Annotated in this window: 15 protein-coding genes; 8 read left to right on the top strand and 7 right to left on the bottom strand. The window is 74.6% G+C overall.

Features of this window, described 5'->3' with window-relative positions; translation table 11 throughout:
- Window positions 1–9 precede the first annotated feature (9 nt).
- The 3 genes from AB0637_RS15235 to AB0637_RS15225 form a co-directional block, all read right to left on the bottom strand.
- Window positions 10–330, bottom strand: a complete 321-nt coding sequence (locus tag AB0637_RS15235) for a hypothetical protein (protein WP_366173288.1) — start codon at window positions 328–330, stop codon at window positions 10–12.
- Window positions 331–441: 111 nt separating this feature from the next.
- Window positions 442–1,809, bottom strand: a complete 1,368-nt coding sequence (locus AB0637_RS15230; protein WP_366173287.1) for a HAMP domain-containing sensor histidine kinase — start codon at window positions 1,807–1,809, stop codon at window positions 442–444.
- Between the two features lie 3 nt (window positions 1,810–1,812).
- Complete coding sequence (locus AB0637_RS15225; protein ID WP_366173286.1) at window positions 1,813–2,514, bottom strand: response regulator transcription factor; 702 nt, start codon at window positions 2,512–2,514, stop codon at window positions 1,813–1,815.
- A 181-nt stretch (window positions 2,515–2,695) separates the two neighbouring features.
- On the opposite strand from AB0637_RS15225, the gene AB0637_RS15220 reads away from it, so the two are divergent.
- The gene (locus tag AB0637_RS15220) at window positions 2,696–3,688 is read left to right on the top strand and encodes a DUF5666 domain-containing protein (RefSeq protein WP_366173285.1); all 993 of its coding nucleotides are present in this window, start codon (window positions 2,696–2,698) and stop codon (window positions 3,686–3,688) included.
- 105 nt (window positions 3,689–3,793) lie between these two features.
- On the opposite strand, the gene AB0637_RS15215 is transcribed toward AB0637_RS15220, so the two are convergent.
- Together AB0637_RS15215 and AB0637_RS15210 are read right to left on the bottom strand one after the other, a co-directional pair.
- The gene (locus tag AB0637_RS15215) at window positions 3,794–4,444 is read right to left on the bottom strand and encodes a PilZ domain-containing protein (RefSeq protein WP_366173284.1); all 651 of its coding nucleotides are present in this window, start codon (window positions 4,442–4,444) and stop codon (window positions 3,794–3,796) included.
- Window positions 4,445–4,567: 123 nt separating this feature from the next.
- On the bottom strand, window positions 4,568–5,194 hold the full coding sequence (locus tag AB0637_RS15210) for a VOC family protein (RefSeq protein ID WP_366173282.1): 627 nt from the start codon (window positions 5,192–5,194) through the stop codon (window positions 4,568–4,570).
- Window positions 5,195–5,211: 17 nt separating this feature from the next.
- Here AB0637_RS15210 and AB0637_RS15205 point away from each other — a divergent pair, with 17 nt between their 5' ends.
- The 6 genes from AB0637_RS15205 to AB0637_RS15180 all read left to right on the top strand — a co-directional run bounded on the left by AB0637_RS15205 (window position 5,212) and on the right by AB0637_RS15180 (window position 9,039).
- On the top strand, window positions 5,212–5,802 hold the full coding sequence (locus AB0637_RS15205) for a hypothetical protein (protein WP_366173281.1): 591 nt from the start codon (window positions 5,212–5,214) through the stop codon (window positions 5,800–5,802).
- A 253-nt stretch (window positions 5,803–6,055) separates the two neighbouring features.
- Window positions 6,056–7,024, top strand: a complete 969-nt coding sequence (locus tag AB0637_RS15200) for a hypothetical protein (RefSeq protein WP_366173280.1) — start codon at window positions 6,056–6,058, stop codon at window positions 7,022–7,024.
- A 163-nt stretch (window positions 7,025–7,187) separates the two neighbouring features.
- A complete protein-coding gene (locus AB0637_RS15195; protein WP_366173279.1) occupies window positions 7,188–7,385 on the top strand; it encodes a DNA-binding protein in 198 nt (65 codons plus the stop codon).
- Window positions 7,382–7,768, top strand: a complete 387-nt coding sequence (locus AB0637_RS15190) for a Fic family protein (RefSeq protein ID WP_366173278.1) — start codon at window positions 7,382–7,384, stop codon at window positions 7,766–7,768. The genes AB0637_RS15195 and AB0637_RS15190 overlap by 4 nt, the downstream gene beginning before the upstream one ends.
- 13 nt (window positions 7,769–7,781) lie before the next feature.
- Window positions 7,782–8,045, top strand: a complete 264-nt coding sequence (locus tag AB0637_RS15185) for a GNAT family N-acetyltransferase (protein WP_366173324.1) — start codon at window positions 7,782–7,784, stop codon at window positions 8,043–8,045.
- A gap of 184 nt (window positions 8,046–8,229) precedes the next feature.
- A complete protein-coding gene (locus AB0637_RS15180) occupies window positions 8,230–9,039 on the top strand; it encodes a hypothetical protein (protein WP_366173277.1) in 810 nt (269 codons plus the stop codon).
- 12 nt (window positions 9,040–9,051) lie between these two features.
- Here AB0637_RS15180 and AB0637_RS15175 read toward each other — a convergent pair whose 3' ends face one another.
- Both AB0637_RS15175 and AB0637_RS15170 read right to left on the bottom strand, forming a co-directional pair.
- The gene (locus tag AB0637_RS15175; RefSeq protein WP_366173276.1) at window positions 9,052–9,477 is read right to left on the bottom strand and encodes a ChaB family protein; all 426 of its coding nucleotides are present in this window, start codon (window positions 9,475–9,477) and stop codon (window positions 9,052–9,054) included.
- 37 nt (window positions 9,478–9,514) lie between these two features.
- On the bottom strand, window positions 9,515–11,083 hold the full coding sequence (locus tag AB0637_RS15170; RefSeq protein ID WP_366173274.1) for an MFS transporter: 1,569 nt from the start codon (window positions 11,081–11,083) through the stop codon (window positions 9,515–9,517).
- Window positions 11,084–11,196: 113 nt separating this feature from the next.
- Between AB0637_RS15170 and AB0637_RS15165 the strand changes: the two genes are divergently transcribed.
- Window positions 11,197–11,772: a TetR/AcrR family transcriptional regulator gene (locus AB0637_RS15165; RefSeq protein WP_366173273.1), complete on the top strand. Its 576-nt coding sequence runs from the start codon at window positions 11,197–11,199 to the stop codon at window positions 11,770–11,772.
- Window positions 11,773–11,849: the final 77 nt, after the last annotated feature.

Genomic DNA, 11,849 nt, shown 5'->3' with positions numbered 1-11,849 from the left:
TCCGACTCGTCAGTCAGGGGCCGGCAGGTGCCGGAAGCGGTGGAACCGGCTGAACCGGCGCCAGCCCCTGGGGTGGGGGCGCAGGAGCTCCCGGTGCAGCGGGAGGCTCCAGACGTCCGTCATGCGTTCGGCGTCCTCGGCCCACCGGCGCACGAGGCCCCCGGGCGGGGTCTCGAACCCGTCGGGTGGGCCGTCGACCTCCCAGCGCCGGACCTCCGCGGCGTGCCTGCGCCAGATCCCGGCCATCACGCGGCGGCCGCGCGGGGTCCAGCGCCACCACCACCGCGGCACACCGGGGCCGAACACCAAGGGCTCGCCGGGACGCGACATGCCGTGATGCTTCCAGCCGCCCACCCCGAGCCGCCGGGCGGAAGGCACTCTTTCCGCCATTCTGGACCGGTCCACAGGGCGGAAAGAGTGTTTTCCGCGAAGGGGTGGGGGTCAGCCGGCCGGGACGGTGAGGACGAGGACGGCGCCGCCGGGCAGGCGCGGGGGCAGGTCGGGGTCGGCGGGGTCCGCGCAGCGCAGGTCCCCGCCACCGGAGCGGGCGAGGCCCCGGGAGATCGACAGGCCCAGACCGCTGCCGCCGTCCCCGGCGCGGGCGGGGTCGAGCCGCACGAGGCGGTCGAAGACGCGTTCGCGGTCCTGCGGGGCGATGCCCGGTCCGCTGTCGGCGACGACGACGCGGCCCTGCCCACCGACGCGGTCGACGGCGACGACGACCTCCCCGGCGGGGGCGGCGCGGCGGGCGTTGGACAGCAGGTTCACGAGGATGCGGCGGACGTGGTCGGGGTCGGCGACGACGTCGACGGCCGAGGCCCGGACCGTCACGCCGTGCCCGAGGTGACCGGCCTCGTCCACCGCCGCCTGCACGAGGGAGGCGAGGTCGGCGTGCACCGCGCGGGCCTGCAGCTCCTCCAGCCGGGACGCGGACAGCAGGTCGGTGACGAGCTGGGCCGCGCGCCGGGCCTCCCGCACGATCCGGACGGCGGCCTCCTCCCGGTCACGGCGGTGGGGTCCGTCGCCGGTCTCGAGCAGCAGCCGCTCGGCGGCGGTGATGACGGCGGCCAGCGGGGTCCGCAGGTCGTGGGCGACGTCGGACAGGAAGCGCTGCAACCGGTCGCGCGACCGGGTGGCCCGCTGCTCGGCGCCCTCCAGGGAGTCGATCATCGCGTCGAAGGCGGCGGCCGTCCGGCCGAGCTCGGTGTCGGTGCGGTCGGGGGTGAGACGGCGGCCCCGGTCGCCCTCGGCGATCGAGCGGGCCGTCGCCGTCATGGTGTCGAGGGGTTTCAACGCCCGGCCCAGCAGCAGCCACGACGCCACGACCGCGAGGGCCAGGCCCGCGAGCGCCCCGAGCAGCATCGAGCGCCGGAACTGCGACAGGGCGTCCTCGACGGGGCGCAACGAGGTCGTGAGCACGAGGACCCGGTCGTCGCCCAGCGTCCGGCTGGTCCGCAGCAGCTCACCGTCCTGGACGACGGCGGCCTTCGGTCCCCCCGCCGGTCCGCCCGCGGGACCGGGTGGGCCGGGTCCGTCCGCGGGGCCGGGGGTGCCGACGACGGTGCCCTCGTCGGTCTCCAGCTCGGCCGTCGCGCCGGCGGTGGCGAGCCGGTTGACGAGGGTCTGGTCGTCGACCTGGCCGTCGAGCTGGACCCCGAGCTCGGCGAGGGCGGCGAGCCGGGACCGGGCGTCGTCGCGCAGCCGCGACCCGAGGTCGGCGTCGACGAAGACCCCGACGGCGAGCAGCAGCGCCGCGAGGACGGCCGTCGTGACGGCGACCACGCGACGGCGCAGGGAGACGGTGCGCACCGCTCAGCCGTCCCGGTCGGCGGCCGGCGCGGTCGGGGCGCGCAGCACGTAGCCGAGCCCGCGGACGGTGTGGACGAGGCGCGGTCCGTGCTCCTCCAGCTTGCGGCGCAGGGCGCTGACGTGGACCTCGACGAGGTTCTGGTCGTAGTGCTCGTAGCCCCAGACCTGGGTGAGCAGCTGCAGCTTGGACAGGGTGCGCCCGCGGTAGCGGACGAGCTGGGCGAGCAGCCGGAACTCCGTCGCCGTGAGGTCGAGGGGGGTGCCGCCGCGCAGCGCGACGGACGCGGACTCGTCGACGACGAGGTCGTCCACCTCGACCACCTGGGGCGTCCGGCCGGAGCGACGCAGCACGGCGCGCAGCCGGACGAGGAGCTCCTCGACGGCGAACGGCTTCACGACGTAGTCGTCCGCGCCCGCGGCAAAGCCCGAGAGCCGGTCGTCGATGTCGTCCCGGGCCGTCACGAAGACGACGGGCACGTCCCGCGGCACGCACACGCGCCGGGCCAGCGACATGCCGTCCTCGCCGGGGAGCATGACGTCGAGGACGGCGATGTCGGGGCGGAAGTGCTCGACGACCTCGTCGAGGCCGCGACCGTCGGGGCAGGCGCGCACGACCATCCCGGTGTCGGTGAGCGCCTCGGTGACGGACTCGGCGATGAGCGGGTCGTCCTCGACGAGGAGGACCCGGACGGCTGCGGTGGGCACCGGAAGAACATCGCAGAGCCGCGGGGGCGCGGCCAACGCGCGAGCTGAAGGTGACCTGAAGGACTGCGGCGGAACGCACCCGCTTCAGGTCCGCTTCAGTTCCGGACGGTGGTCTTGACCTCACCGCGGACCACCAGGTCCCGGTGAGCAAGTCACGAAGACCGACCTGTGGAGGAACACCGTGACGACCAACCGTCCGACCGACCCGACCGACCGCGCTGCGCACGGCACCGCTCGCCGCAGCGCCCGCATCCGCCGGTTCGTCCTCGGCGCCGTCGTGGCGACGGCCGCCGGTGGTCTGGCCACCACGGCCGCCTTCGCGGCCACCACCGCCCCGAGCACTCCGAGCGGCACCGCGACCAGCCCGTCCGCCTCGGCGCCCGCCGCGCCCGGTGACGGGTCGGCGCCCGCCCCCGGCACCGACGCCCCCGCGCCGCCCGCCCCGGGTGGTCCCGGCCCGGCCGGCCCCGGCGCTCCGGGGGGCCCCGGCCGCGGCGACCGCGTCGGCCCGCCCGCCGCCGGAACGGTCACCGCCGTCGACGGCGACACCCTGACCCTCACCGCTCCGCGCGGTGAGAAGACGACGGTCACGCTCACCGACGACACCGTCGTCGTGCTCGACAAGGGCCCCGGCCAGGGCGAGCAGACCGCCGACCGCAGCGCGATCACCGTGGGCCAGCGCGTCCACGCCGAACTGACCTCGTCCTCGACGTCCGGGAACGCCACCGCGGCCCGGGTCGTCGTCGAACCGCTGCGCGCCGACGGGGACGTCACGAAGGTCGACGGGAGCTCCCTCACCATCGCCGGCCCCGACGGCACGAGCACCGTCGTGGACGTCGACGGAGCGCAGGTCCTGCGCGACGGGCAGGCCGCGGACGTCTCGTCGATCGCGGTCGGCGAGCACGTGCACGCCGAGGCCGCCGCGGGCACGAAGGCCGGTGACGGCGGGTCCTTCACGGCGACCCGCGTCGAGGTCGGCCGGCCCACGCCGCCCACCCCGCCGGCCGGCGCGCCGACCCCGCCCGCTCCGGGTGAGGGGGCGCCGACGCCGCCCGAGGGTGCGCCGACCCCGGGTGACGGGTCCGCCCCGACGCCGGGTCAGGACGACCCGACGCCGCCGACGGGCAGCGCGTCCCCGACGACCGGCGGCAGCGCGCCGACCAGCGGCAGCTGACCCGAGCCGCGGCGGGAGGGCACGTCCCCCCGCGAAGGCCCGCCCGCCGCGAACGCACAGCACCCCCGGACCGAGTGCGGTCCGGGGGTGCTGTCGTGCGGGCGGTCAGGAGCGGTTCTGGCGGGCCAGCTCGGTGAGGACGCTGCGTTCGAGGGCCTGCGCGGCCCCCTCCTCGAGTTCGACGAAGCGGACGACGGCCTCCCCGGAGTGCTCGTCGACGCGCACGACCTCGCCGCGGGCGTGCACCTCGTGGCCGTCGGCGAGCTCGAGCGCGATCTCGACGTCGGTGCCGCCGGGGACGTCGGCGGCGCCTTCGATGCGCATGCCGGTGCGGGAGTAGTCGACCGTACGGACGTCCGCGACGCCGTCGGTGGTCGTGAGGTGGGCCGGCAGGGAGGCGGGGGCGCGGACGGCGCCACGGCGGGTCTCCGAGGCGAGCAGCATGACGCCGGTGAGCGCGAGCTCGTCGTCGCGGTGGGCCTGCGCGACGGCCTGGAAGACGGCGTGCGGGGTGACGGAGGAGCCGTCGCCGGGGTCGGTGCTGACCCAGACGCGCTGACCGTCGAGCTCCTCGACGGTCTCCCGGCTCGTGGTGACGTGACTGGTGACGACGAGGCCCGCCGCACCGGCCGTCCACGAACGGACCGTCCCGGTGTGCCAGACGCCCGTCCCCGCGGACGTCGTCGGCATGAGGGTGACCGTCGTGTCGACCGCGGGCCCCTCGGTCATGATCGTGCCGCCCTGCACAGCGTCCATCGTTCTTCCCCCTGTGTCTCCCCGATCGCGTGATCGAATGAACACGCTACGTGACGAAGGGGGCGCGTTCCACCTGAACGCTGCAGGTCGCGGCGTTCTCACGACTACCGCACGTCACAACCGTCACTCCGTGCGCAGGGGTCCCACATCCGGCACCGGACCCGGGTTCTCCTCCCACGCCGAGCGCAGCAACTCCTCGAGGTGGTCCCGCGTCACGGTCCGCAGGTCCACGGCCGTCACCCCGTCGGGACCGTCCCCGGTGTGCAGTTCGGCGTGGTCCCCGGCCACCCGCGCGAGCCACGCGCCGCCGACCCGGCGGAAGCCCGTCCGGCCCTCGTCGACGAGCTCGACGACGTCCGGCAGCGACAGCGCCAGGGCGCGCAGGTCCAGCACGGTCGTCCCGGAGGAGGGCCCCTCCAGCACCAGCTCGTACCCGGCCGGCGTCACCAGGCGCAGCGTCCACTCCCCGGACGGCTGCTGGTGCGGGGTCGCCGCGACGTACAGCCCGCCCGTCCGCGCCGCCGCGAGCGCCGCCGCCACGTCGTCGACCTCGACCTGCCAGGACACCCCGCCCGGCGGGACCGGCACGTCGGCCGGGACCTGCCGCAGGCCGAACAGCACCCGGTCGCGCTCCAGCGCCGCGAAGCCGTCGTCGCGGTGTTGCACGTGGAACGACAGGGCCTCGTAGAAGGCGGTCTCGGCGTCGAGGTCGTGGACCGGCAGGACCGGCAGGGCGCGCAGGAACTCCATGGGGTTAGCGTCCTCCTGTGCCGACGGTCGCCGCCCTGCTGTCCGGACGGCGTCGGGCCGCGTCCGACGCCGACCCCGTCCTGCGGGCCTACCTCAACGAACAGCTGGCCGCCGCGACGGCCCTGAGCGAGCAGCTGCGGCGCGCCGCCACCCTCGACGTGCTCGAGGTCGAACGGACGACGCTGCTGCGCGTGCGCCGCGAGGTCGCCGCCGACCGCGCGGTCCTGCGCAACGCCATGCGACGGCTGGGCGCGAGCACCGACTGGGCCGTCGTCGGCGTCGGGTGGCTGTCGGCGCACGCCGGCCGGATCACGCCCCTCCTGCACCGCCTGCCCGTCCTGGAACGGGTCGCCGGGGTGCTGCCGGCCACCCACCCGACCCGTGCCGCCGTCGTCGAAGGGCTGCTCGCGCTGGAGGACGTGCTCGGCGGCCTGCACCGGCGCGCGGTGGCGGCGCGGCTGCTCGCCGACCTCGTCGTGGCCCAGGGGTTGCGCGGTGACTGGACCGCAGGTGTCCGCGGCCTCGCCGACCGGGCGCGGCGGCAGCAGGAGGAGGTGGAGGCGGCGCACCGGCGGTGTGCGGCGCCGCTGCTGAAACCCGGGAGCTGAGGGCCGGGCTCGGCGGACACCGCGGCCACCGCGACGGCGCTCCGCTCGTCGAGGGGGGTCTTGCGCTGACCACTGCGCCCACGGCCGCTAGCGGTGGCACGCGCGCCGTCCCCTTGCACCAGGAGACGAGATGTCGTTTCCGCCAGGCACCTGACCTGCTCCCGGTGGTCGCCCCTCGTCGCCGCAGCCTTCCCGGGCCTGCTCCGGGCGCTGCGACGAGTTGACCCACCCTTCGCTGTGCGAACCTGCCGGGGTGATCTCTCGAGAGAACTCGAGGTTCATCCACGCCGTGCCGTTGCCTCTGCCCTTCCGCGCGCTGGGCCTGGACGCGTCCTTCACCGGACCCCGCGGGTTGGCGATGTGGAACCCCATCGGCGCACCCACCACGACGATCACCCTCTGCCACGGGGAGGTGGACCCCAGCTCGCCCCGTCCCAGCGTTCGGGTCGTCACCGAGCCGCGTGACACCGCTCCTGGCGCCGGGTACGCCGACGCGGTCCGCACGGCGCTGTTGACCCTCCCGGGACTCGCCGACGAGGACGACGACGACATCGCGGTGTCCCTGCGCGGGCGCAGCGACATCACGCTCCTCGTCGACGGAACCCCGACGCCCTTCGCGCTGCACCGCTCCGGAAGCCGGTACTGGGTAGCGGCCGCTGCGCTGCCCGACGTCGAAGTGGCCGTCACGGCCCACGCCACTGCGGTTGAGGACATCGCCCTGGTCACCCTGGACGCCGATCTGAGCGACTACGAAGCCGCCCCGACGATCGTTCCCCGCCTGCGTGACCTCGCTGACTCGCGCGCCGACCTGGTCCTCGGTTGGGCTGACCCGGTGGGGGTTCTCCGCTGGGCGCAGCACGCACGCGACGCGGGTGTCGACGTCCCGGCGTTGCACCGCATCCTCGCCGGCGACCTGAGCGACGCGGACCGCCTCCGCTGCGACTACGAGCAGGCTCTCGACGAGTTGGGGGCTCCCCAGCTCGACGTCACGCAGGCGCGCTGGCAGGTGGCGCGCTCGTGGGCGGCCGCCGCCGTCGACGGGGACCTGCGGCCCGAGGAGGCGGCCCGTCGGATCGCCGTGGAGGTCCACGACCAGCTGGGGTGGCCGGACTCGCTGCAGCCTGTGGTTGCCGCGCATCGAGAAGTCGAGCGTCGTGGGGTCGTGACCGGGAACCTTCTCGCCGAGCTCATCGCAGGGGCCCGCGCGGTACTGGCTTCCTGATGCCCACGCCCACGCGCACCGCAACCACCCCCCTCGTCGGTGCGGCAGCGCAGGGGGACGAGACACGACCTTCCGGCCATCCCGCGTCCACTGCGCGACCGGCGCCGTCGCAGAGACGTCGACACACCTGACGTGATTGGTACCAGAGCGGTACCGTCGGTTCATGGCGATGAACCTTCGACTGACCGACGACGAGACCGAGGCCTTGCGCCGACGCGCCGAACAAGAGGGTCGCTCCATGCAGGAAGTCGCCCGCACCGCCATCGGCGAGTACGTTTCCGACCGCCCCGCCCGCCTGCGCGCGGCCATCGACCGGGTACGCACGGAGGACGCCGAACTCCTCGCCCGCCTCGCGCGGTGACCCAGCCCGAACCCCCGCTGGACCACCTCTCGACCGAAGACCTGCTCGAGATCGCCGCCGGCATCGTCCAGGACGTGCAGGTCCGCGACCTCGGCTTGCTCGCCTCGGCCGCCGCGCGTCCCCGCACCACCGTCTTCGGTCGCGAGGCCTACCCGACCCTGGCGGACAAGGCCGCCGCCCTGATGCACTCCCTGGCCCGCAACCACCCGCTGGTCGACGGCGACGAGCGTCTGGCGTGGTCCGCCACCCGCATCTTCTGCCTGCTCAACGGCACCGACCTGAGCATGGACGTCGACGGCGCGGAAGAGATGGTGCTGGCAGTGGCCGCCGGAGACCTCGATGGCGCGGAGCTGGCGAGGCTGATCAGCCGACACCTCGCGTGAAGCGCACGACCACCTGTGTCGCCGGCGGGGCGAATGCTCCTTCGCGGTCATCCCGCGTCAGGCACCGGCTCGCGGGCACGGGTACGCCCTCGAAGCGGTCGTCGCCCTGCTGGGTGTCGCCGCGGACGAGGGACTGAGCAGGGTGTGCGCCGACACGACCCTCGACAACGTCGCCTCCCAGCGAACGCTGGCGCGAGCCGGCTTCGAGGTGCTGAGGACTGTCGACGACGTCCTGTACTACGAAGCGCGCCTGGGAGTCGGCCGCTCCCGACTCTGAGGGTCGTGCGTCATCACGGGTCTCGATCGGGCGTCACCCCCGGCGTCACCGTCATCCCGGCAGGTCGTGCCGCCGACGGGTGCGGCGACCACCGCGGCGGGGGTCCTCGCGCCGGCCACGGACGTCCGGGGGTTCCCTCCGCTCCTGGCGCGACGCCCCGGTGCCCGCGCCGTACGTTCGGGAGGTGGACGACCGGAGCGGGCAGCCCGAGACCCCCCTGCCCGAGGAGGAGGGGACGAGGGAGCCGGACGGGTGGGGCCCGCTGGTGTGGGTGCCGTGGTCGCTCGTCGCGAGCGCGGTCGCGATCGCGGTGGTCCTCGGTGAGGTGTTCCGGCGCTTCCTGACGGGGGCCGCGGACACGGTCTACTTCGGCACCTACGTCTCGGAGCAGACGTTGCGCACCCGGATCGACTTCACCTTCTCCGTGCGGTTCCGCCTGCTGTGGGCGACGGTGCCGGTGCCGGAGGTCCTGCTCGGCTCCGCCCTGGTGCTCGTGGCGTTGGCGTGCCTCGTCGCGGCGGGGCGCCCCGGCTGGCTCGTGCCCTCCCGCTGGGCCGGTCGGGTCGCGGCGGGGGCGGCGGTGCTGACGGCGGCGGAGAGCGTGCTGTGCCTGGTGATGCTGTACGACCTGACCGACGAACCGCCCAGCGAGCCGTTCGGGAACCTGCAGATGACCTACCTGCTGCCGAACACCGGCGGACTGGTCCAGGTCGCCCCCGTCCTGGCGCTGCTCGCGGTCACGACGGTGCTGTCGCTGACCGCTGCCCTCGTGCTGTGGCGGGTGCGGGACGGGAGGCCGGACACCAGCGACACCGACGTGCCTGCTGGACCCGGCCGCGAGGACGTACCCAGGCATGCGGGTGAGGCGGCCCTCCAGCCTCCCGCCGAGGAGGCTCGGGACCGGACCGCCGCAGAGGCGCCGGCCACCGCTGTCGACGCGGTGCCGAAGCTCCCGGCCGGACAGCTCGAGGCGTACCGCCGTCCCCGAGCGTGAGGGGAGGGCCCGTCAGGACCGGCTGTCCCGCGTCGCCTTGTCGTTGGCCTTCTGGATCGCCCCGACGAGCTCGGCCTTCGTCATCCGCGACCGGCCGCTCACGTCGAGCTCGCGGGCGATCTCGAGGAGGTGCTCCTTGGTCGCGTGCTCGTCGACCCCGCCCGAGGAGCGACGGTGGGTGTCGACACCACCCTCGGACTGCGGGTCGGACGGCCCCTTGTGCCCGTCCTCCTTGGGCTGCCAGTGGTCGCCCACCTTCTCGTGGGTGTGCTTGACGGCGGCCCACGCGACGCGGTTGGCCGCCGCGTCGTCGTGGTACGTCGCGGCGGCCGAGTCGTGCGTCTGCGCGAACGTCGCCTGCGCCTTCTCGTCCGAGCGCTGCAACGTGCTCGGCAGCTCCTTCTCCAGGGGCTTTCCCGACTTCGAGGTCTTCGGCACCGCGCGCTCCTCACGTCCCGTTCCGGTGCCGCCGACGCTAGGCCCGGTCGGCGGTGACCACATCCCGGGCTTCGTCCTGGGCCAGGTCCCGGCCGGGCCGCAGCGAGCGCCAGACGACGAGCGCGGCGGCCGCCGTGAGGACGGCCCCGGCCGCGGCGGTCACGTCGAGGCCGTGGGTGAAGGCCTCGCGGGCCGAGGCGAGCAGGGCGTCACCGCCCGGCACCGTGGCGGACACCTCGACGGCGGCCCCCAAGGTCTCCCGGGCGGCCTCGGCCCCCGCGGGGACCTCGACCTGCTGGCGGTACACGGCGTTGAGGACGCTGCCCAGGACGGTGGTCCCGAGGACGGCACCGACCTCGTAGGCCGTCTCGGAGATGGCCGACGCGGCCCCCGTCCGGTGCGGGGGGGCCGCGGACAGGATGGCGTCGTTCGTCAGCGTCTCGGCGAGCCCGGCCCCCGCGCACAGCACGGCGAAGGCGACGGCGAGCTGGACGGCCTGCGCCGACCCGCCGCCCGTCCCCAGCAGCGCCATGACGGTGTAGCCGGCGGTGCCGAGCAGCAGACCGGTCGCGATGAGCAGGTCCAGCCGCAGCCGGCGGGCCAGCTTGGCGGCGATCAGCCCGGCGGCGAACGTCACGACGGCACCGGGCAGCAGCAGCAGACCGGCGTCCAGCGGCCGCATCCCCAGGACGAGCTGAAGGTACTGCGAGACGGCGAAGAGCATGCCCGTCATCCCGCAGATGCTCATGAGGTTCGCCAGGACGGAGGACCGGAAGACGGGGAGGCGGAAGAGGTCGACGTCGAGCAGCGGCTCGGCGAGCTGGAGCTGGCGGCGCACGAAGACGACGCCGAGGGCCAGACCGACCAGGAACGTCGCGACGGGGACCGCGGCGAGGCCGTGCTCGGCGAGGGTCTTGATCCCGTAGACGAGCGAGGTCAGCGCCAGGACGGAGACGACGACGCTGACGACGTCGAGCCGGCCGTGGACGCCGCCGCCGCGGTGCTCGCGGACGACGAGCGGGGTGAGGACGAGCAGCAGCACCATGAAGGGCACGTTGAGCAGGAAGACCGAACCCCACCAGAAGTGCTCGAGCAGCCAGCCGCCGACGATCGGCCCGAGCGCACCACCGGCGGCGAACCCGCCGGCCCACACGGCGAAGGCCGTCCGCCGCTGCTCGCGGTCGGTGAACGTGCTGCGCAGCAACGACAACGTCGACGGCATGAGCGTCGCGCCGAAGACGCCGAGGGCGACGCGCGCGGCGATGAGCGCGGTGGCCGAGTCGGCGAAGGCGGCGAGGAGGGAGACGACGCCGAAGCCGGCGGAGCCGATGAGGAGCATCTTGCGGGCGCCGTGGCGGTCGCCAAGCGTGCCCATGGTGACGAGCAGGCCGGCGATGGCCAGGGAGTACCCGTCGACGATCCACAGCAGCTGGGTGCCGGTGGGCGAGACGGCCTCGCTGATCGCGGGGAGCGCGAAGCTCAGGACCGTCATGTCGATGGAGATGATCAGCACCGGCAGGACGAGCACGGCCAGGGCGGCCCACTGGCGGGCGGTGGGGCGGCTGATCGGGGCGGGGGAGACCGGCTGGGCGGTCGTGGTGGTCACGGTTCCTCGGTTCATCGGGGTGACGAGTCGACGTCGACGGCGACTGTACCGTCCAGACGGTACAGCTGGCTACTCGTCGCAGTGGCCCGGTGTCCACGCCGTAACCTCGTCCGGTGCCCAGGGACCCCCTCGCGACCCGTGACCGCCTCGTCGACGCCTTCGCCGCCCTCGTCGTCGCCACCGGCGCACGCTCCGCGACCCTCGAGGCCGTCGCCGCCCGCGCGGGTGTCTCCAAGGGCGGCCTGCTCTACCACTTCGCCAACAAGGACGCCCTCGTCGAAGGACTGGTCCTGCGCTTCGAGCGCTTCGCGCGCGAGGACCTCGAGCAGATGCGCACGGCACCCGAGGGCCCCGCGGAGTACTACGTCCGCACCTCGGCCACCGAGGCGGTGTCCCTCGGGGGCGCCGAACCGGACCCGCTGAGCACGGCGCTCATCGCCCTGCTCCGCCTCGCGCAGGAGGGCGACTCGCGCGCCAGCGGCGCATACGTCGCCGTCAACGACGCGTGGCGCGAGCTCATCGAGGACCAGCTCGGCGGCGACCGGGGCCTGGCCCGCCTCGTGCAGCTCATCGGCGACGGGCTCTGGGGGACGGCGTCCATGGGCATCCCCGTCACCGACCTCGAGGACATCCTCGAGGAGGTCCGGCACCTCGTGGCGTCGAGCCGCCACGCCGCCCCGACGGCCTGATCCACCCGTTCGGTCCCTCGTCCGGCCGCCCCCCGCCGCCGATCACCTGGTGTGGGACAGCGGGCGATGCAGGATCG

It is taken from the genome of Kineococcus sp. NPDC059986, assembly GCF_040702905.1.
Lineage (GTDB): Bacteria > Actinomycetota > Actinomycetes > Actinomycetales > Kineococcaceae > Kineococcus.
The sequence above is the reverse complement of the archived record's forward strand: the minus strand, read 5'-3'. Positions and strand labels throughout refer to the sequence as shown.

What these genes read in the sequence shown, in the direction of transcription:
- AB0637_RS15235 (WP_366173288.1), bottom strand. Translation starts at nt 330, where the DNA reads ATGTCGCGTCCCGGCGAGCCCTTGGTGTTCGGCCCCGGTGTGCCGCGG.
- AB0637_RS15215 (WP_366173284.1), bottom strand. Translation starts at nt 4,444, where the DNA reads ATGGACGCTGTGCAGGGCGGCACGATCATGACCGAGGGGCCCGCGGTC.
- AB0637_RS15210 (WP_366173282.1), bottom strand. Translation starts at nt 5,194, where the DNA reads ATGGAGTTCCTGCGCGCCCTGCCGGTCCTGCCGGTCCACGACCTCGAC.
- AB0637_RS15195 (WP_366173279.1), top strand. Translation starts at nt 7,188, where the DNA reads ATGGCGATGAACCTTCGACTGACCGACGACGAGACCGAGGCCTTGCGC.